The sequence below is a fragment of the Actibacterium naphthalenivorans genome (assembly GCF_014196965.1).
GTDB lineage: Bacteria > Pseudomonadota > Alphaproteobacteria > Rhodobacterales > Rhodobacteraceae > Actibacterium_A > Actibacterium_A naphthalenivorans.
In genome coordinates this window covers 1-19,937 of sequence record NZ_JACIEQ010000015.1, presented here as the reverse complement: position 1 = coordinate 19,937, position 19,937 = coordinate 1, and the positions used below count along the sequence as shown (strand labels likewise).

Below are 19,937 nucleotides of genomic sequence, written 5' to 3'. Positions count from 1 at the left end.
AGCAGACCTTCTCGTCAGTGCGGCTCAGGCAAAACCTATACACTTTTTTCGAGAGGTTCTCCTATGCCGTACTCCGTTGCGTCTGCACCGGACAGGCTGCCTACCCGTAGCCGAAAAATTCGTTCCTTGTTTCTGACCCTGACTGCGCTGACGGCCCCGTCCCTTGCATTTGCACAGGGCGCTGACGAAGAGGTGTTCGTCCTTGACGATATCGTCGTGACAGCCGGTGGCTTCGAACAAGCCTTGAAGGATGCGCCTGCCAGCGTTTCAATCATCACGTCGGAAGAACTCAAGAAAGGCAGTTTCACAAATCTCGCGGATGCGCTGCGCGAAGTGCAGGGCGTCGTTACAACCGGCACGGCGGATGGGCAGGATATCTATATCCGTGGCCTGCCGGGCCAATACACGCTGATCCTGGTTGACGGCAAACGTCAAAACACCCGCGAGTCCCGGACAAATGGCAGCTCCGGCTATGAGCAAAGCTTCATCCCGCCGCTCTCCGCGATTGAACGCATCGAGGTTGTGCGTGGCCCGATGTCCTCGCTGTACGGCTCGGACGCGATGGGCGGCGTGATCAACATCATCACGAAGCCCGTCGCCGATACCTGGTCGGGATCGGTCACCGCCGAGACAACCTTGCAGGGCGAGGATGGGTTCGAGAACAGCCAGCAGCTGTCTTTCTACGCCTCCGGGCCGATCGTGAACAACAGGCTGGGGCTGCAACTGTGGGGCCGCAAATACGATCAGGATGCCTCCTCGATCTCGGGCGGGCCGTCCGGATCGGATGATTTCGACCTTACGGGCCGCCTGACCTGGCGTATCGACGACAACAACGAGCTTTTGCTGGAAGCCGGCCGCACTCAGATCACCGCCGAAGACTATGGCGATCTGTCTTATACCGATCACGACCGGGATCATTGGTCCCTGACCCACAAGGGCCAATATGGCGGGACGGAGACGGAGCTGAGCTTCTCTCAGGAGATCGGCGAGCGGACCATGTATGACCGCAGCGCGACGGATGATCCCTTCGTCGAAAATCTGCGCTCTCCGAAGGTGCGAAACTCGGTATTCGACGCCAAGGCAAGCACCCCCCTGGACTGGAACGGCGCGCATCAGATGACCTTTGGCGCTCAGGTCATGCAGACCACCATCCACGACCAGAACCCGGGCGCGCAGGCGAATATCCCCGAGGAAAATCGGTACGATGAGAAATTCTCGCTGGATCAATGGGCCCTCTATGCCGAGGACGAATGGCATCTGCGCGACGATTTTGCCCTGACGCTCGGTCTGCGCTACAGCGACCACGAAGCCTATGGCGGCCAGGTGACGCCGCGCCTTTATGCCGTCTGGGACGCATCGCCCAGCCTGACCGTCAAGGGTGGCGTCTCGACCGGTTTTCGCGCCCCGGATATCCGCTCGATCGCGCCCGGCTATGCTTATACGACCGGCGGGCGGGGCTGTGCCAGCAATTCGCCGCCCTCTTGTGGTGTAATTCTGGGCAATCCGGATCTGGACCCGGAAGAAACCACCAACTTCGAGATCGGCGCAATCTATGAGGCCGACACCTTCTCGCTCAGCGCGACCGCCTTCCACACCAGATTCAAGAACAAGCTGCAGCAGATCAACACCGGCGATCCCTGGCTGGACGGTCCGACCTATACCGGCTCGGACGGCAGCCAATATAATTACTTGATCTACCAGAACTTCAACGTCGACAGGGCCGAGATCACCGGGCTTGAACTGGCGGGAAATTGGGATATCGCCCCCTCGCTTTCGACGCGGGCCTCGTATACATACACGGACTCTGAACAGAAGACGGGCGATTACATGGGCTTCCCGCTGGCCCGCACACCAGAGCATATGGCCAGCCTGCGCTTTGACTGGATAACGCCGGTGAACGGGCTCGATACCTGGTTCAGCACGAACTACCACGGGTCGGAGATCGCCTCGGGACTGCGGGTCGGCCCACAAGGGGAAACCGTGACGATCAATGGCCAGACCGGGCAGAAATACAAACCCTATACCACGGTGGACCTCGGTGCGAGCTATCAGTTGAACGAAACCGCCACGCTGAATGCCGCTGTCTATAACGTCTTCAACAAGGAAGTACGCGAGGACGAGTTCCAGACGGTCGCCGAAGGTCGCCGGCTCTGGGTTGGTTTGACAGCCGAGTTCTGATCAAGGCGAACGGAGTGTATTGAACATCCCGCTCCGCCACCTGCGTACAGATCGTTCAGGCCATCGCGGCGATGAATGCGGATGTGATCTCGTTCGAGACTTCGCATTCGGATAGGGAGTTGCTGAAGGTCTTCGGCGATTTCTACTATCCAACGACATCGGCCTCGGCATCTGGGACATCCGTTCCCCCGGACGCCGAGATGACGAAACTACTGCGCAAGGCGGCCCAGGTGATCTCGGCGAAACGGTTGTCCAACATTCTGGCGACGTAGTTGATGGTGCAGACGAGGGTGTCCTCATCACTCCAATGCCGCCGGCGCGGCGTATCCGCAACACAACTTAAGGGCGCGGTTAGCACCGGCCAAGCAATCCCGTCAGACGGCCTCCGCCGGAGGAATACGCTTTACAACGGCTATCGAGGGCAAGATTGGCCAAAATTTGGCCAACCCAAGAAATTTGCACCAACAACTGCAACGGGCTGGAATGGATGGGGAGCAGCTCATTTTCCTACACTCACTGCTCATGGAAGCCGAGAAGATCGCTCGGTTCGTCAATGTCGCGCAATCGGGATGCCGGCAGCGAAATCCGCTGATATGCCTCGGTTCTCTCAAGCAACGACCGCGCTCCGCAATCTCCCGACAAGGTGAGGATTTCGTCGAACCAGTCACGCGGCAGCAGCGCTGGCACGACGGGTTTCCCGGCAAGAGCCGCGCAGGCAGGCGCCTTCATCTCCAGAAGCTTCGCAAGGTCGTCACCCAGAAGAAACGGCATATCCCCCAGCAGAATGAGTGACGCATCGCATCGCGGGTCCAGCGCCCTGATCCCTGCCCGGAGACTGAATGATTGCGTCTCGCCTTGCGGGATACGGATCGGATGCAGACCAGCAGCCCGTGCAAGGTCTGCCACAGCTTCGCTGCTGACCACCGCGAGCCGTGCGGCGGCTGGCACATTCGCAGCCAGTTGGAACGCAAAGGTGACAAGCGGTTCGTTGCAAAGATCAGCCAGTAGCTTGTCATCCTCCCCGAAGCGCCGAGAAGAACCGGCTGCAAGCACGATTACACCCAACACGTCAACCGTCTCGGGCATGATCAAGACCCGCAGCCGAGGCAGTTGGGCGGCAGACACCCTTTCATCGAGATAAGCCCTTTCCATTCACGGTGTTAGCTACCACACGAAATAGGTAAAAACCGCCCGCCGCACAACCGAAGTGGAATAACCCCAAGAAAGTACCAAGCAATTCGCAGGGTCCGCGAAGGGATGGAAAGCGGGAGACGACCGAAGACGTTGCATCGAAACCGATGCAAACTTGGTGCAAAAATTGCTCTCACCTGACCCGCATGGCTGAGATGCCCGCGCAGTTCTGGTCGCTGTCCCAGACTATCAGCCAGCCGCTTCGCCCGCAGGATAGACGCGCAGTGCATAGGGGGTCATATCGACAAGTTCTTGCAACAGCTTGACAAACGCGGCTTCGCTTGGCGCCGGACGCATCTTGTGGTTGACGACCAGATAGATATCCAGCGGCATTACCGGTTCGTAAGGGGGCAGACGCCACAACAGACCATCCTTTTCATCGCGCGCTGCGACATGTGTGGGGATGGCCCCGACACCCAGGCCGGCGATGATCATCCGTCGCACTTCTTCGAGATTCTCGGAGACCCCGACAAAAGGCTCTGCAAAACGCGCTTTTTGCCGCAACTCAGTCAGCGATTGCAACTGGTCGGAGAAAGAGGAAGGCCGGTATATTATCGCGCGCTCATTGGCCAGATCCTGAAACTCGAGGCCTTCGACACCAAACAACCGATGCCCCGCGCCGCAATAGAAGCTGCAATGCTCCTTGAACAGGTGGGTATATTCAAGCTCTTCACGCTTGTAGCTGACAGGGCAGATCGCGAAATAGAACTGTCCCTGATGCAGACCATGCTGAATATCATGGCTGTTCAGCACCTTGATGTCGAAACTGGCTTTCGGAAACTTTTGGTGGAACCGACGAAGAGCCTCGATCAGCAGCGGGCTAGTCATCTGGCTGGCCATCGTGATGCGCACGGTGCCGGAAAGCTCTGCCGTGGGATCGGCCAGCAACGTCGATAGACGTTCGATACTGGTCAGGATCGCGCGGGATTCTTCATACAGCAGCTTGCCGGTTTCGGTCAGTTCGAAATGCGTTGCGTTGCGCTGCGCAAGCTGCTGGCCAAGTGTTTCCTCAAGCCGCTTGAGGGCAGAGCTGACGGCAGGCTGCCCGCGACCGAGCCTTTCCGCAGCCTTTGTGATGCCGCCCTCCTCTGCAATGGCGACGAAGCTGCGAAGCAGGTTCCAGTCAAGCGTGTCAACAATCTTCATACAGGCTCCCATCGCGGCATGAAGCATCACCGATATCGATGATGGTATTACAAATATCTATTTGATCAATGCCGCAAGTTGCTGACCACTACAGATATCGCCTTGCAGCCCGGCATTTTCCAGTTGGGTATCCAACAGCGACACGATCGATATGAAATGGAGTGAACGTGACCAAGACTGACGTGATCAACACCGTTGCGCCATCGCTCTACCGTGATGGCATGGCACTTCTCGCGGGGGCCGTGAGTATCGTGACGTCGGATGGGCCGGCCGGTCGTGCCGGGTTCACCGCGTCTGCCGTTTGCTCGGTCTGTGACACACCGCCGACACTTCTGGTCTGCGCCAAGGAAGACAGCTCGATCGGGCGGGCATTCATGACCAACCGTGCCATTTGCGTCAATACCATCGGACCCGCACATGAAGCGCTGGCCATCCGGTTCGGCGGCAAAACACCCGCGGAAGAACGCTTTGCCATGGCAGAATGGCGGACCGGCGTTTCCGGGGCGCCAGTTCTGCCCGGGGCGCTGGTATCCTTTGTCGGAACCGTCGTGAAAAGCGAACGTATCGGGACACACCGGGTCCTGTTTTGCCAAGTCCAGGACATCCTGTTGTCCGAGCAGACAGCAGCGTCGGTCTATTTTGCACGAAAGTTTCACCATGTGCAGGCCTGAGGGAAACATCGCCATGCGCGATTTGACAGGAGCGCTCTCGCCGGTTCAAGAAGCACTCACAGCACTCGGCCGAGGCGAGATTGCAATTCTCACCGATGGCCCGGCTGGCGGGGCATATCTTGTTGCGTCCGCCTCTCTGGCCGGAGAGCAGGTCATCAACTTCATGGCGACACATGGCCGAGGGCTGATCTGTCTATCGCTTCCAGCAAGCCGCGTTGACGCACTTCACCTGCCTGGTATGCCACAGCGCAATCGTACCGTCATGGGCTGGCCCTATACCGTCTCTATCGAAGCGCGCCACGGCATCACGACCGGAATTTCCGCGAAGGAACGCGCCCATACCATCTTGACCGCCGCACATCCGCAGGCACGGCCCGAGGATATCGTCAGCCCCGGCCATGTCTTTCCTCTACGTGCCCAGGAAGGTCCGTTAGGCCCGCAAAGCAGCCCCCCCGAGGTATCGGTCACGCTGGCTCATTGGGCGGGTCAGGTTCCCGCAGCGGTCATCTGCGCCATTCTGGATGACGACGGCGAACTGGCCCAGGGCGATACGCTGATGCGCCGGGCGCTACACCATATCCCCAGGCTAAGCATGGCGGAGGCTCTGCGCGCCCAAGTTATGCTTAGTGCTGCGGTCACCACTGATACATTGATCATGGAAGAGGGGTCCGCGTGACTGATCTAAAACGAAAGATGGCGCTCACGGCACTGCTGAATGGCGCGCCCAATACATGGCGGCACCCGCAGGGCCAAGCCTATGGAGACATGGATCTTCAACAGATGATCCGCAACGCGCAGATCGCAGAACGGGGTAAGTTTCACAGCACATTCCTGGCTGACTTTTCCGGCGTGAAAGATGACGGCATGGGCCTGCGCGGAATGCGAAAAAGCGGATCATGCGTCGGGTTTGAGCCTGCGACGCTTCTGGCCGCGATTGCCATGGCGACATCGGATATCGGTTTGGTAGCAACCATTTCAACCACTTACTCCGAGCCATTTTCCGTGGCACGGCTCATCGGTTCGCTTGATCATATCAGCGGCGGCCGTGGGGGATGGAATCTGATCACCTCTGGATCACGCGCCGAGGCGCAGAACTTCGGCCACGGGGAGCAGCTGAGCAGCGCCGAGCGGTATGCCCGCGCCCGCGAGCATGTCGAGATCGTCACCAGGCTTTGGGACAGTTGGGACGACGACGCCTTCCTCCGCGACAGGCAGAGCGGGATGTTCTTTGACCCCGACAAGGGCCGGAACATCGATTTCCACGGCACGCATTTTTCCGTGCGCGGACCGTTGAACATGCCACGTCCGCCGCAGGGCCAGCCGGTTATCTGTCAGGCGGGAACATCGGATGCGGGCTACGAGATGGCAGCGCAATGGGCGGACCTGATGTATGTGAAGGCGCCAACGATCGAGATCGGCAAAGCCTTCTACGCAGACGTAAAGGCACGGGCGCGAAAATACGGGCGCGCGCCGCAGGAACTGGCCGTGTTGCCGGGGCTGAGTGTGGTCTTGGGGGGATCGGAAGAAGAAGCTCGGGCGAATTTCAGTGAGATCGTCGCCTCGCTAGAGGCCGAGGAAGGGCTCGGTTACCTTTCGCAATGGCTCGATGGCTATGACCTGACGGGTCTGCCGCTTGACGCGCCGGTGCCCGACATCCCAGAGATAAACATTCCGGCCGAGCGCAATCGCATTTTTCTGGTGCGGAATGGTCAGCGGCTGACCCTGCGCGAGGCCATGCAATACGTGGCAACGATGGTGGGCCATCTGACGATGTTCGGAACGCCGGATCAGATCGCCACACAGATGATCCGCTGGGTCGAGGAAGAAGCCTGTGACGGGTTCAACCTGATGCCACATATCCTGCCCGGTGCGGTGGAAGACTTCGTTGATCATATCGTCCCCGAACTGCAGAAGCGCGGTGCGTATCATCATGATTATGAGGGGCATACTCTGCGCGAGAACCTCGGGCTGGCACATCGGCCGAGTCAGTATCAGGTTGCGGCTTTGCAGGCGTCCTGAAAAACACGGAGATGACCGGCAAAAGGGGCCGCTGCTTATACGAAGCTCCTGCAGGCAGCGACCCCGTCGGTCGAGCTTTGTGACAAAGACCTGTCCCGGTTTTTGGTCGAAAAGCCAGACATTGCCAATTGTTGCTTTCATCATCGCTGCGCTTCGGCAACCGCGGGCTGCCTTGAGGCAAAGCCATCGCTGCGGAAAATATCGGAGGGGCGGCGTTCGCGCTGCCTCAACGCCTGACCAGGGGCCTTGTGACTCTGGTCTGAAGCTGGAAACTGCGGCGCGCCCGTTATCGGCGTGCTGCATTTCGGGATAATCACACCGAATTTCGCCCAATTTATAATCGGATCAAGAGAATTGACGCCGGTTTCGCATGTATGGCGCAGCCCATGCTTTATGGTATACCATAATACCAAATATGTTCAGCTGAATAGCTCACCCCTTTAACTCAGCAGAGGTAAGAAAATGAAATCACTAGGAATGGCCGTTGCATTCGCCGCCGCAACAGTCGCATCGGCACCCGCATTCGCAGGTGAGGACTGGTCGATGCCGGTAAAGGTTCGCAACCCCGCATTCGACGCGGATGCCGCATGGGTGGATAAGAATTATACGCCCTTGCCCGCGTCGGAAGTGACCACGAAATGGGATATTTGCGTCCTGTTTCCGCACACGAAAGACCCCTATTATATCGCCATGACCTATGGCGCGGTCACCGAAGCCGAAAGCAAGGGGCTGTCAATGACGGTCAACGCGGCTGGCGGTTACACGGAACTGCCCACACAGATTTCGCAGATGGAAGACTGCGTTACACGCGGCGCGGACGGCTTGATGATGGTGGCCATTTCCGCGACCGGCCTGAACCGCACAATTGCCGCGGCTGCCAAAAAAGGGATCCCCCTGTCCATCACCGGTGGTGAGGTCGATTCGCCGGATGTCGCCGCGCGGGCCCTCGGGAATTGGTTCGATTCCGGGCGCATCGCCGCCGAATATCTGAACGAACTGCACCCTGCCGGAAGTGAGCCGGTCAAGGTTCTGTGGATGGCCGGGCCCGAAGGTCCGAACTGGTCGGTGGATTCCACGGATGGGTTCGTCAAGACGGTCGAGGGAAATGACGCCATCGAAGTGGTCAAGGTGATCTGGGGCGAGCCGGGCAAGGCCGCGCAAATTCCGCTGATCGAAGACGCGCTGCAGGTCTATCCCGACATCAGCTACATCGGTGGGGTCGCGCCCGCGATCGAAGGCGGCATTCAGGTGCTGAAGGAAAAGGGCCGGCAGGATATCAAGCTGATCGCGTCATATATGACCCCGGAAACGGAAGCCGCGCTGCGTGAGGGTGATGTTCTTGGTGTCGTCACAGACTACACTGCGGCCCAAGCCCGCATCGCCATCGACCAACTGGTCCGCAAGCTCGAAGGCAAAGAGGTCGATCTGGATGTCGATACCGGCTTTGCCATGATCGACGCCGGCAATGTCGAGACCTACGATCGCTCTCTCGCGCTCGCGCCTGAAGGCTGGGAGCCCTATTTCCACGTCGATTGATCCGAACTTTCAGGGCGCGAGGCAACATCGTCTCGCGCCCCAATTTCACACGCGATGGGAATATGCGAACCATGCTCGCAGAGACTGAACATAGCGTCCTTGCCGGGGACGGAGCGGATGCAAGCAACAGTACCGGCACTGCCGGCGCGAAGTGTCTTTTGCAAGCCCGAAATCTGAGCAAGTCCTATTCGGGATTTCTGGCGCTCAACAACATGAATCTCGATCTCAGGGCCGGAGAGGTACACGTCCTTTTCGGAGAGAATGGGGCCGGAAAATCGACACTGATCAGCATCATCTGCGGGGCGCTGGCCCCCACCGCCGGTGACGTGGTGCTGGATGGCAATGTATTGCAGATGTCCTCAGTGAAAGACGCCCGCGACCAGGGCATCGCGGCGGTTTTTCAGGAATTCAGCCTCGCCCCGGAACTGACGGTCGAGGAAAACATGTTCCTGGGCGCCGAAGTGGCGCAGTCCGGCTGGCTGAAGAAATCCCGGATGCGCCATGCCGCCACACAGGCGCTGGCCGAACTGGGGTTCAAGCTGGATCCCGGAGCGATCGTCGCCCATCTGTCGCGCGCGGAATGCCAGATGGTCGAGATCGCGAAGGCGGTGATGACCGATCCCCGCGTACTGATCCTGGACGAGCCGACCGCATCCCTGACCGAAGCCGAAACCAATGTGCTGTTTGCGCTGATCGAGCGGCTCAAGGCCAAGGGCGTCGGGATGATCTATATCTCGCACCGGATCGACGAGATCAGAAAGATCGGCGACCGCGTCACCGTCATGCGCGACGGGCAATATATCGAAACGCTGGATGCACGGACCGCCACAAAGACCGAGCTTGTTGAATCGATGACAGGTCGCAGTTTCGGTGACTTTTATCCAAAGCTGAATTTTCGCCCCGGCGACCCCGTTCTGTCGATCGACGGGCTTGCCACGCTGGACGGGCGCGTTTCCGACGTGTCCCTGAACGTGCGCGCGGGCGAGATCGTCGGCCTTGCGGGGCTTGTCGGTTGCGGCAAGTCGGAAATCGGCCGCGCGTGTTTCGGGCTGGAAGCCCTGGCGTCGGGCGAAATCCACTTTGCGGGGGAACGGTTGAGGCATCCCCAGCCCCGCCATCTCATCCAAAAGGGCATGAACTTTGTTCCCAGCGACCGGATGCGCGAAGGGCTGTTGATGGGGCGCTCGACGCGCGAAAACCTGTCGCTTTCGGCCCTGTTTCAAAAGGAGTTCTCGAACAGGGGGTTTTTGCGGCGCAAGCGTGAAGTCAAATTCGCCAATGAAATGGGGGAACGGATCGGAGTCCGTCCGCTCCGCATCGAAGGCGCCGTTTCGGATTATTCGGGCGGGAACAAACAGAAGGTCATGCTGGGCCGCGCCATCGCATCGCCGCTGCGCCTACTGATCCTTGATGAGCCGACGATCGGGATCGATGTCGGGGCAAAAGCCGAGGTTTACGCCCTGCTGAGCGAACTGGTGCAGGACGGAATGGCGGTGCTGCTGATCAGCTCAGACCTGCCGGAAGTTCTGAGCATGTCAAACCGTGTTTACGTTGTTCGCCAAGGGCATATCGCCGACGAACTGGTCGCGGAAAGAAAAACCGAAGATGTCGCCCTCAAAAGCTTCTTCGGACAAGAATGAAAATGGAATGAGTAGGCTATGACGCAGAAAACCTTGCCCCAGAAACTGGGTGCCCATCTGGAACCCGTCGGCGCGATCCCGGTGATTGTCGTGTTGTTCATCATCTTTTTCGGCATCTTGGAGCCACGCTTCCTGTCGGGCGACAACATCTTCAATCTGTCGCGCCAATCAAGCTATCTTATCCTTGCCTGCCTCGCGCAATTTCTCATCCTGCTGACCGGCGGGATCGACCTGTCGGTGGGGTCGGCGATTTCACTGGCAAGTGTGGTTTGCGCCACGGTCATGAAAAGCTTTCCCGAAGCCGAAGGCGCTGCGGTGTCGTTGGGCGTGCTTGCGGGCATCGGGACCGGCGGGCTGGTCGGGCTGGCGAACGGTATCGGAGTGGCCTACTTCAATGTGACGCCCTTCGTGATGACCTTGGGCAGCCTGTCCATGGCGCTTGGTCTCGCGCTGTACATATCGGGGGGCTACAGCATCGCAGGCCTTCCCAGCGGCTTTGGCGATGTTTTCTCATACGCGGATGTGGGCGGTGTTCCGGTTCCGATCATCTATGCCGCGCTGGTCATCATCGCCGTCTACCTGTTGCTGACCTGGACGCAGGCCGGGCGCTATATCTATGCGATCGGCAGCAATGTGCAGGCGGCGCGGCTGTCCGGCATTCCGACCAAACAGTATCTTCTGTTCGCCTATGTGGCGGCGGGTCTGATTGTCGGCTTTGCGGCCGTTCTGATGACCGCCCGAACGGAAAGCGGCGAGGCCAGCCTTGGCGGGTCCGATCTGGTGCTGAAATCCGTGGCTGGCTGTATCATCGGCGGGGTTGCCCTGACGGGGGGGAAGGGTTTCGTGCGCAATGTTGTGCTGGGGGCGTTCTTCATCACGCTTCTGTCGAATGGCATGAACCTTCTTCGGGTCAACAGCTACCTGCAAACGTTCATCATCGGTGCCGTGCTGGTTCTTGCCATCGCGCTAGACCAGCTTCGCGAAAAGATGACCGGGCGGAAAACCGTATAACAACCGGCCGGCAGCGAACGCGCCGAACGACCTCAGCCACATACACTCCGGCAAGGACCCTTGAGGTCTTTGCCGGCACGGCCCCCTCCCCTTCTCCCGGATCGTCAGCCATGGCCCCACACGTCTATCAGAGCCGCCTGGAAGAACCCCCGATCCGGGCTCTTTTGGAGGATCCGGAAAACGGCGTTCTCGCAATTGTTTCCGGGGTGGAAGGCGCATCCTACCGGCCAGTCGGCGCCATGATGGCAATTCGCGCAGACGGAACAAGGACAGGTAGCCTGTCTTCCGGTTGTATCGAGGCTGACATGACCCATCACGCGATGTCCGTTTTGCGTTCGGGCAACACCCGCACCTTGTGCTACGGTGCGGGATCGCCCTTTGTTGATTTGCGCCTTCCCTGTGGCGGTGGGCTTGAGATCACTCTTATTCCCCGTCCTGAGGCGACGGTCTTGCAAACCTTGCTCAAACGCAATCACGACAGAATCCCCTGCAACCTTCGGATTGACCTTTTGTCCGGGGAAATGGCTTTGACCTCTGACCGCGCGGCACCGGGGCCGGAAAAGGGTTTTTACCTGAGGCTGCTTCCCGAACTGCGCTTTCTGGTTTTCGGCAAAGGGCCCGAGGCGTCCGCGTTCGCGGCGCTGGTTCATTCGCTTGGCTATCCCAGCCTTCTTCTGTCGCCCGATACCGAGACACTCGAAAATGGAAAAGCGATCGGCGCGCCGATCCGGCATTTGACACGCCGGGCGTTCCCCGATGATCTGCAGGTGGATAATTGGACGGCTATCGTTCTCTTCTTCCATGATCATGATTGGGAGCCGCCGATACTGCTCCACGCCCTTCGTGCGGGGGCGCTGTATGTCGGCGCTCAGGGAAGCAGGCGCGCCCAGGCCACGCGACAGACCGCGCTGAAAGAACTGGGGGTGGACGAGGCCGAGATCACGCGGCTTCACGGTCCGGTCGGGCTTGTGCCCTCGGCCAAAGATGCGCGGACGCTTGCGGTGTCGGTGCTTGCAGAGGTGCTGAAAGTCGCGATGGAAACGCCGTCTTAGAAAGGCGGCTGCCGGTGTAGCATCACCTTTTTCTTCTCACGCTTTCATGCCGGCCACGGCGAAGCGTACGATATCTTCGAAGAGATCAGCCTGTACGGTCGCCTTCTTTTCCATATCAATCAGTTCATCGAGCCGGTTTGTATCCGAAAAGGCGTAAAGATAGGCGCCGATCATCAGCGACAGCTTATGATAGACAGAGGCAATCGGAAGATGCGGCAATACGCGATGAAAGGCCTCGGCATAAGCCTTGGTGGATTCGTTATATGCCTCGCGCCGCAACTGAAACGACAGCGCCTCTGGCTCCATGTGCAGCCTGGCGTGCAGCCGAAGAAAGGCGCGGCCCTGTTTTGTCTTGCGGTACTTGGCAGAGGGTTCGAGAAAGGCGCGAACCAAGGCTTCGACGTCGTAAGCGCCTTTCGCAGTCAATGCCTCCAGGCTTTTCATACGCTGCGCCGCGACCTCGTTGCCCTTGCGCAGGAACACCGCCTTGAACAGGTTTTCCTTGTTATCAAAGTAATAGGCGATCATCGCCGCGTTGACGCCCAGTTGATCGGCGACCTGGCGCAAGGATGTTCCCGCATACCCCAGATCCGCGAACGAGACTTCGGCCACGTCCAGTATCTTGTCGGATAGGTTGGTCTGGCCCTCGGGCCTGCCCAGCTTCTTTCGCTGTTTCGCCTGTTTCATGGTTGATTCGCCTCTCTCAACAATTTGATGCCACATCACGCCGAAGGGGGGGATGACAAATGGCGCGGCGTTTCTGCGCTTGCGGCATAAATATTGCATATAAATTGGGCGGTCCGTTTTTGTTGGCACCCAGCTCCATGTGTAGCACGGATTCGCATCCACATTAATTAATCATATGTTTAATTAATCCTTGTTCGCGACAGGAAGCGATCCGGTGCGCCGGGCGTCGAACGAAACCAACCACTGCAACGGGGATACAGCAATGAACGCATCCATCTTCTCGAAGGTCTCGGCCACGACACTAGCTCTTTGCCTCGGCGCCAGCGCCGCTTTTGCCGCTGACATGCCGGGGGTCACACTGCAGGCGGTCGCCGGCAGCGTCGGCGGCGTGCCGCTGATGATCATGAAGGGCGAAGGGCTGGACAAGAAATATGGGTTCGACGGCAAGTTCGAATTCCTGCCGCATGAAGGAGTGTTCCAGAACTTCCTGATCGGCAAGTCCGATATCGCCATGGACAATGACATTCTTGGCGTCGCCATCGCCCGCGATGAAGGCTTTGACGTCACCGCCTTCTATCCGGTTGGCAACCTTTATCTCGGGATTGTCGTGCCCGGCGGGTCCGAAGCCAAAACCCCCGAGGATCTGAAGGGCAAGAAAGTTGGTCACTTCGGCGCAGATTCCGGCACGACCACCTTCATCCGCACCATCGTACAGGAGATGTACGGCTTCGACGTCCTGGAAGAATACGAGTTTTCGCAGGTCGGCCCGGCGGCCTTGGTCCCCCTGCTGAAGTCGGGCGAGGTCGAGGCGATTTTCGATTTCGAATCCTTCGTGTCAGAGGCGATCGTGGCCACTGACGGGCATTATCTGTTGCAGGCGCACAAGGACTATTCGGAATTCACCGGCGGGTTTGCGCCGTGGATCACCAACATGGTCGCCCATGGCGACTGGCTGAAGGAAAACCCCGAACTCGCCTATGCAGTGCGCGATGCCTACGACGAGGCGATCGAGATTCTTGAAAGCACCGATTACGAGGTGCTGCGCAAGGACTACATCCTCGAGGGCCTTGGCATCACCAGCGAGGCGGTTCTGGACGTGCTGATCGAGAACGCCAAAAGCACGCCCTATTTCACCAATGACTGGTCGCCCGAAAAAATCGCCGCGGCCGAAGCGTTTCTCGACAAGCTTTCCAAAGACGGCCTGCTGATCGAAAACGTGCCCGACGGCGTGATGGTCACGCTCGAAGACTATGTCGGCCCGCGTTCGTAACCGTCAATATCGGGGGTCGCCATGAACAAGCTCCAAAAACAATCTCTGTCCATTGCGGCCCTTGTCCTGCTGCTGCCGGCGTGGTGGATCGCCCACCTGAACACCACCTTCATCTCAAGCCCGTTTCAGGTGGCGCGGCTGCTTCCGGCGTTCCTTTCCGAAGGCAGCACCTGGTACAATATCGGTGTTACCCTGTTTCGGGTGGTGGCCGGGTTGGTGCTGGGCATCGTCGCCGGGTTCATCGCGGCTTTCGCGATGAACCACAGCCGCCTGATGCGCGAGGTGTTGGGCTATTACGTCACCTCGGCCCTGCGCACACCAAGCGCCATTGCCGCCATCCTGTCGGTGGCCATCTTCAAGGGCAGTGAGTTCGGCTATATCCTGGTCGTCGCGTTCATTACCTTTCCCTACATGGCCGTAGGTCTGCGCGACGGGTTGGCCAGCGCCGACAAGGGGTTGGCCGAACTGGGCCAGATCTACCATCTGGGTTTGTTCACTCAGATCCGCCATGTGACGGCACCCTTCGTCGCCCCCTACATCTTCGCGGCCCTGCGCAACGCCCATGCTCTGGCCTGGAAGGTCATCGTCGTGGCCGAGATTTTCGGCGCCGCCCGCGTGGGCTTTGGCGCCAAGTTCGAGCACGCCTGGAGCTACATGCTGATGGACGAGGTTCACCTGTGGCTTCTGGTGTTCATGGCGCTGGTGCTGTTCGCCGAATACGGCGTGATCCGCCGGGCCGAAAAATTCGTCTTCCGCTGGCGCTGAGCCGCGCTCTCTCTCCCTCCAAAACTGGCAAGAACAATGAACACTGACACAAGAGAAACCGTGCTGAAGGTCGTCGACCTTGGCGTGTCCTATGGTGAAACCCCGGCCATCGCGCAGCTTGATTTCGAAGTGAAACGCGGCGAATTCGTCGCTATTCTCGGCCCGTCGGGCTGCGGCAAGTCGTCGATGTTGAACGTCCTCTCTGGCCTCATGGCGCCGACCCGCGGTCGCGTGGTTGTCGATGGCGACGAGCTATATCTGCCGCGCAGCAAGGATCCGCGCCTTGGCTACGTGTTTCAGGCGCACCGCCTGTTGCCTTGGCGCACGGTCAGGCAAAACCTCGAGATCGTGCTGGGCGCCTCTGACGTGCCGCGCGACACGTGGCATGCCCGGATCGACGAGATCCTCGAGATACTGCATATCGCGGAGTTCAAAGATGCCTGGCCCATGCGCCTTTCGGGCGGTCAGCGTCAGCGCGTGTCAATCGCCCGCGCCATTTTGGTCGATCCGTCCTACATCCTGATGGATGAACCGCTGTCCACGTTGGACGAAGTCACCGCGCGATCCCTGCGTCAGGAACTGACCGGCATCTGTCAGCGTACGGGCGCGACCATCGTCTTTGTCACCCATTCAATCCGCGAGGCGGTCTATCTGGCCGACCGCATCATCATCCTGACCCGTGGCCCGGCGCAGGTGTTCGAAAACTACATCGTGCCGCTGGAACGCCCCCGCGACTATGACGATGCCCGCATCGCCGAGGTCGAGGCCGACATCGTTGCACGTGTTCAAGCGCCTTGGGGCCTTGAGACTGTAAAGGAGAGGGACGTTGCCTGATTTGCCGCTTTCCAATCCCATCATGTTCCACCCTGCGCGCTGGAAAAACTGGAATGCCGTGGTGTCGGGAAAGCTATTGGGCGGCGTGATCGCCATCAGCTCGATCCTGTTGCTATGGTATGTGCTGTCGATCGCTGTGAAACCTTGGGTGCCTACACCCGAAGACACGGTAGTAGCGATCTGGAAGAACCTGCTTTCCACCAGCTTCTGGGGTGACTTCTGGCTGACGCTGGGCCGGGTGATGGCCTCGTTTGTCACCGCCTCGATCGTGGGCGCGGCCATCGGCATCCTGATCGGCATGAACGAAAAGGCCGAGGCTTTCCTTCAACCGCTGCTGGCGCTGGCGCTGGCTGTGCCGGACCCGGTTTATATCATCTTTGCCATTCTGACCTTTGGCACCGGGGAAACGGCGGGGTTCGTCGCGCTGACTATTGCGGTATCGCCTTTCGTGTCGAATATCGTGCGGTCCAGCGTTCAGGCTCGCGATATCGGACTGGACGAAATGGCGAAGATATACCGGCTGCCCAAGCGCGTGTTCTTCCGTCAGTCTCTGGTCCCTCAATTGGTACCGGCCCTTCTGACCGCCGGACGTTTCGCATTTGCATTGTCGTGGAAACTGGTCGTGGTCGTCGAGTCCATCGGACAGCCCGACGGCATCGGCGCTTCGATCTTCCACAGCTTCCGCCTGCTTCGGATGCGCGAGGTCGCGGCGACGGCGATCATCTTCATCGTCGTCATGCAGCTTCTGGAACGCGGCGTTCTGGGGCGGATCGAAAAGAAACTTCTGAAATGGCGCGACTGATACCCCCCACGCCCAAGCACAAGAAACGAAAAGGAACGACAGCTATGAAAATCGGCATCATCGGCGGCGGCATCGGCGGCACGGCTTTGGCCCATGCCTGTCTGCAAAAGGGGTTTGACATCACGATATTCGAACAGGCCCCGGCCTTTGGCGAGGTCGGCGCCGGGGTGCAGATGACCCCCAATGCCGTCAAGGCGATCAAGGGGCTCGGGCTTTATGACGATTTTCTGGCCAAGGGGTTCTATCCAGACGCCATCGTCGGGCGGAACTGGCAGACCGCGCAGGAAAACTTTCGTATCGACCTGGGCGATGAATTCCGCGCCCATTACGACGCGCCTTATATCCACATCCATCGCGCCGATCTTCTGGATCTCTTCGTCGCACAGCTGCCGCCCGACGTCTGCCGCTTCAACAAGAAATGCACGGATGTAGCCGAAACCGCCACCGGCGCCGTGGCGACATTCGAGGATGGCAGCACATTCGGGGCTGATTTGATCGTAGGCGCGGATGGCGTGCGTTCGGCCGTGCGTGGCGCGCTGTTTGGCGAAGGCGATCTGCGCTGGACCGGGCACATGTGCTATCGCGCGCTGGTGCCCACCGACGGTGTTGTCGACTACGTCAATCCCGACAGCACTTTCTGGATGGGGCCGAACGCGCATGTGGTCACCTATTACGTCAAGGGTGGCGAGGCGGTGAATATCGTCGCCGTGACCGAGGCCGCCGAATGGGTCGCCGAAAGCTGGAGCACGAAGGCCTCGAAAGAGGAGATGCTGGCGGATTTCGCAGGCTGGCATCCGACACTGGAGACGCTCTTTTCCAAGGTGGACGAGGTCTATAACTGGGGCCTGTTCGACCGCGATCCGATGGAGAAATGGTCCACCGATCACGTCACCCTGCTGGGCGACGCCTGCCACCCGATGCTGCCCTTCCTCAGCCAGGGCGCGGCCATGGCCATCGAGGATGCGCTGGTGCTGGCGACCGCACTGTCGCTGACCCCTGGTGACCTGAAACCGGCGCTTGCGCGCTATGAGGCAGAACGCCTGCCGCGCACCGGCAAGGTCCAGCTTGAGGCACGCGAACGCGGGCGCACCTATCACCTGCCCACCCCCGAGGAGATGGCAGCCCGGGATGCCGAATATGCCCGCCGCGCGAAAGAAGACCCGCGCACGACCGGCATCAATACCGACTGGGTCTACGATTATGACCCGCGCTCCTTTGGCCCATTCCCGGCCGAAGCAGAACAGGCCTGAGCGCCTTTTCCCAGGGACGACACGTCAGGAGACAAAACATGGATTTGACGAGCTTCACCGAAATCTGCCTGCATCAGCTGAAGATGTCGGGCGTCCAGAAGGACGAAAAGCTGATCGTCCTTACCCAGGGCAACGAACGTCTGGATTATGCCGATGCCTTCATGGCGGCGGGTCAGCGTTTGGGTGCCAACATGTACCATATGCGCCTGCCCGCACCGCTGCCCACCGGCGGCTGGAACGTCGGCGTGACCGGCCTCGCCGCGATGCCCGACGCCGTCGAGGCACTCAAGAACTGCGATATGCTGATTGATTGCATCTTCTTGCTGTTTTCCCCCGAGCAATTCGCAATCCAGGCAGCAGGCACACGGATTCTGACAGCGGTTGAACCGCCCGAACTGTTGGCACGCCTGCTGCCCACCCAGGAGATTCGCGAAAAGGTCGAGATCGGCGGCGCCCTGCTGGACAAGGCCAAGGTCATGCGCATCACCTCGCCCCACGGCACGGATGTTACCTACAAGTTGAATACCTATCCTGCGGTCACCGAATACGCTTGCACCGATGAACCCGGCCGCTGGGATCACTGGCCTTCGGGCTTTGTGTTCACCGGCGGCGACGACGATGGCGTCGATGGTCAGATCGTAGTGGCACCGGGCGACATTCTGTTGCCGCAGAACATGTATGTGCGCGATCCGATCACCTACACGATCGAAAAGGGCTGGATCACCGACATCCGCGGCGGGCTGGATGCCGAGTTGGTGAAATCCTACATGGAGGCCTTTAACGATGAGCGTGGCAAAGGCATGAGCCATGTCGGCTGGGGCATGAACCCCAACGCCAAGTGGCACAGCATGACACCAGGCGAATTTCCCGGTGGCATGGGCATGGAACCGCGCAGTTTTTACGGCAACGTCATGTTCTCGACCGGGCCCAACAACGAACTTGGCGGCCCCAACGACACTGCCTGCCATCTCGACATCCCGATGCGTGGCTGTTCGCTGTTCCTCGACGACGAACCGATCGTGGTCGACGGCGATATCGCCGTGAAGGATCTGCAGATGGAACGCCACTGAGGCCCCTTCATCGCTTCCGCACCCATCGGCGCGGGACAACTAACATGTAAGGACTTTCGGATGTCTCAGGAACAAACCTACGCGGCGGCCGGCTTTGGTCAGACTGTGCCACGCGGCACGTGCCCCGCTGTCGTGGTGGTGGATTTTTCATACGGGTTCACAGACGCGCAATACCCCACCGCCGCCGACATGAGCGAACAGATCGCCGCCACCCTTCGCCTGGCCACGGTCGCGCGCGAAAAGGGCTTTCCGGTGCTGTTCACGACCATCGCCTACCACCCGTGGGAAGTGACCGCCCTGCCCTGGCTGAAAAAGGCCGCCGGCATGGCCGCGCTGCAGCACGGTACACGGCTGGTCGGGATCGATGCGCGGATGGCGCGGCGCGAGGATGAACCCCTGATCGTGAAACACGGCGCTTCGGCCTTTCACGGCACCAATCTCGCGGCACTTCTGACCGGGGCCGGGGTGGATACCGTGCTTGTCACCGGCGCCACCACCAGCGGCTGTGTTCGCGCAACCGTCGTCGACGCGGTGCAAAGCGGGTTCAACGTCCTGGTCCCGCGCGACTGCGTCGCGGACCGCGCACAGGCCCCGCATGACGCGAACCTCTATGACATGAACCAGAAATACGCGGACGTGATCGGATTGGAGGATGCGCTTGGCTACCTGTCTTCGGTCAAGACCGACGCCTGATCCCGCCGCGTGAAACAATATATCCTGAGGAAGAGCCATGAAACGTATCGGCCTGATAGTGCCCAGTTCGAACACGACGATGGAGACGGAGATCCCTGCGCTTTTGCAGCGCCATCCGGGGG

At 59.6% G+C, this 19,937-nt stretch carries 19 protein-coding genes; 16 read left to right on the top strand and 3 right to left on the bottom strand.

Translation table 11 applies throughout. From position 1 onward, the window contains the following. Positions 1-126: 126 nt before the first annotated feature. On the top strand, positions 127-2,178 hold the full coding sequence (locus GGR17_RS18840; RefSeq protein ID WP_235974544.1) for a TonB-dependent receptor domain-containing protein: 2,052 nt from the start codon (positions 127-129) through the stop codon (positions 2,176-2,178). Between the two features lie 50 nt (positions 2,179-2,228). Beyond that, positions 2,229-2,450 carry a hypothetical protein gene (locus GGR17_RS18835; RefSeq protein ID WP_255353464.1) on the top strand — a complete coding sequence of 74 codons (222 nt, stop codon included), beginning with the start codon at positions 2,229-2,231 and terminating at the stop codon, positions 2,448-2,450. A 241-nt stretch (positions 2,451-2,691) separates the two neighbouring features. On the opposite strand, the gene GGR17_RS18830 is transcribed toward GGR17_RS18835, so the two are convergent. Together GGR17_RS18830 and GGR17_RS18825 are read right to left on the bottom strand one after the other, a co-directional pair. Beyond that, entirely contained in the window at positions 2,692-3,264 is a 573-nt protein-coding gene (locus GGR17_RS18830) for a nucleotidyltransferase family protein (protein ID WP_162231825.1), read from the bottom strand. Positions 3,265-3,558: 294 nt separating this feature from the next. Next, the gene (locus tag GGR17_RS18825) at positions 3,559-4,515 is read right to left on the bottom strand and encodes a LysR family transcriptional regulator (RefSeq protein ID WP_162231826.1); all 957 of its coding nucleotides are present in this window, start codon (positions 4,513-4,515) and stop codon (positions 3,559-3,561) included. 167 nt (positions 4,516-4,682) lie between these two features. On the opposite strand from GGR17_RS18825, the gene GGR17_RS18820 reads away from it, so the two are divergent. From GGR17_RS18820 to GGR17_RS18790, 7 genes are all read left to right on the top strand, one after another. Next, on the top strand, positions 4,683-5,186 hold the full coding sequence (locus tag GGR17_RS18820) for a flavin reductase (protein WP_255353431.1): 504 nt from the start codon (positions 4,683-4,685) through the stop codon (positions 5,184-5,186). Between the two features lie 13 nt (positions 5,187-5,199). Then, positions 5,200-5,862: a 3,4-dihydroxy-2-butanone-4-phosphate synthase gene (locus GGR17_RS18815; RefSeq protein ID WP_054539437.1), complete on the top strand. Its 663-nt coding sequence runs from the start codon at positions 5,200-5,202 to the stop codon at positions 5,860-5,862. Next, positions 5,859-7,205 carry an LLM class flavin-dependent oxidoreductase gene (locus GGR17_RS18810; protein ID WP_157445579.1) on the top strand — a complete coding sequence of 449 codons (1,347 nt, stop codon included), beginning with the start codon at positions 5,859-5,861 and terminating at the stop codon, positions 7,203-7,205. Before GGR17_RS18815 ends, GGR17_RS18810 begins: the two co-directional genes overlap by 4 nt. Positions 7,206-7,667: 462 nt before the next feature. Beyond that, positions 7,668-8,741, top strand: a complete 1,074-nt coding sequence (gene torT, locus GGR17_RS18805) for a TMAO reductase system periplasmic protein TorT (protein ID WP_082386625.1) — start codon at positions 7,668-7,670, stop codon at positions 8,739-8,741. A gap of 158 nt (positions 8,742-8,899) precedes the next feature. Then, positions 8,900-10,381 (top strand): sugar ABC transporter ATP-binding protein, encoded by a 1,482-nt coding sequence (locus GGR17_RS18800; RefSeq protein ID WP_207642706.1) that lies wholly within the window; start codon positions 8,900-8,902, stop codon positions 10,379-10,381. An 18-nt stretch (positions 10,382-10,399) separates the two neighbouring features. Continuing rightward, positions 10,400-11,392, top strand: coding sequence for an ABC transporter permease (locus GGR17_RS18795; protein WP_054539440.1), 993 nt, complete (start codon positions 10,400-10,402; stop codon positions 11,390-11,392). A gap of 110 nt (positions 11,393-11,502) precedes the next feature. After that, on the top strand, positions 11,503-12,444 hold the full coding sequence (locus GGR17_RS18790) for an XdhC family protein (protein ID WP_082386626.1): 942 nt from the start codon (positions 11,503-11,505) through the stop codon (positions 12,442-12,444). A gap of 36 nt (positions 12,445-12,480) precedes the next feature. Here GGR17_RS18790 and GGR17_RS18785 read toward each other — a convergent pair whose 3' ends face one another. Further along, positions 12,481-13,293, bottom strand: a complete 813-nt coding sequence (locus tag GGR17_RS18785) for a TetR/AcrR family transcriptional regulator (protein WP_207642707.1) — start codon at positions 13,291-13,293, stop codon at positions 12,481-12,483. Between the two features lie 100 nt (positions 13,294-13,393). Between GGR17_RS18785 and GGR17_RS18780 the strand changes: the two genes are divergently transcribed. Genes GGR17_RS18780 through GGR17_RS18750 form a run of 7 tightly spaced genes read left to right on the top strand, consistent with a single transcriptional unit; the run spans position 13,394 to position 19,815 of the window. Continuing rightward, positions 13,394-14,401 carry an ABC transporter substrate-binding protein gene (locus GGR17_RS18780; protein WP_082386628.1) on the top strand — a complete coding sequence of 336 codons (1,008 nt, stop codon included), beginning with the start codon at positions 13,394-13,396 and terminating at the stop codon, positions 14,399-14,401. Between the two features lie 21 nt (positions 14,402-14,422). After that, complete coding sequence (locus GGR17_RS18775; protein ID WP_054539443.1) at positions 14,423-15,166, top strand: ABC transporter permease; 744 nt, start codon at positions 14,423-14,425, stop codon at positions 15,164-15,166. A gap of 36 nt (positions 15,167-15,202) precedes the next feature. Further along, positions 15,203-16,000, top strand: coding sequence for an ABC transporter ATP-binding protein (locus GGR17_RS18770; protein ID WP_054539444.1), 798 nt, complete (start codon positions 15,203-15,205; stop codon positions 15,998-16,000). Beyond that, positions 15,993-16,802, top strand: a complete 810-nt coding sequence (locus tag GGR17_RS18765) for an ABC transporter permease (RefSeq protein WP_157445580.1) — start codon at positions 15,993-15,995, stop codon at positions 16,800-16,802. The genes GGR17_RS18770 and GGR17_RS18765 overlap by 8 nt, the downstream gene beginning before the upstream one ends. A 44-nt stretch (positions 16,803-16,846) precedes the next feature. Further along, the gene (locus tag GGR17_RS18760) at positions 16,847-18,052 is read left to right on the top strand and encodes an FAD-dependent monooxygenase (RefSeq protein ID WP_054539446.1); all 1,206 of its coding nucleotides are present in this window, start codon (positions 16,847-16,849) and stop codon (positions 18,050-18,052) included. Positions 18,053-18,090: 38 nt separating this feature from the next. Then, positions 18,091-19,122 carry a M29 family metallopeptidase gene (locus GGR17_RS18755; protein ID WP_054539447.1) on the top strand — a complete coding sequence of 344 codons (1,032 nt, stop codon included), beginning with the start codon at positions 18,091-18,093 and terminating at the stop codon, positions 19,120-19,122. A gap of 60 nt (positions 19,123-19,182) precedes the next feature. Next, on the top strand, positions 19,183-19,815 hold the full coding sequence (locus tag GGR17_RS18750; protein WP_054539448.1) for an isochorismatase family protein: 633 nt from the start codon (positions 19,183-19,185) through the stop codon (positions 19,813-19,815). Positions 19,816-19,937: the final 122 nt, after the last annotated feature.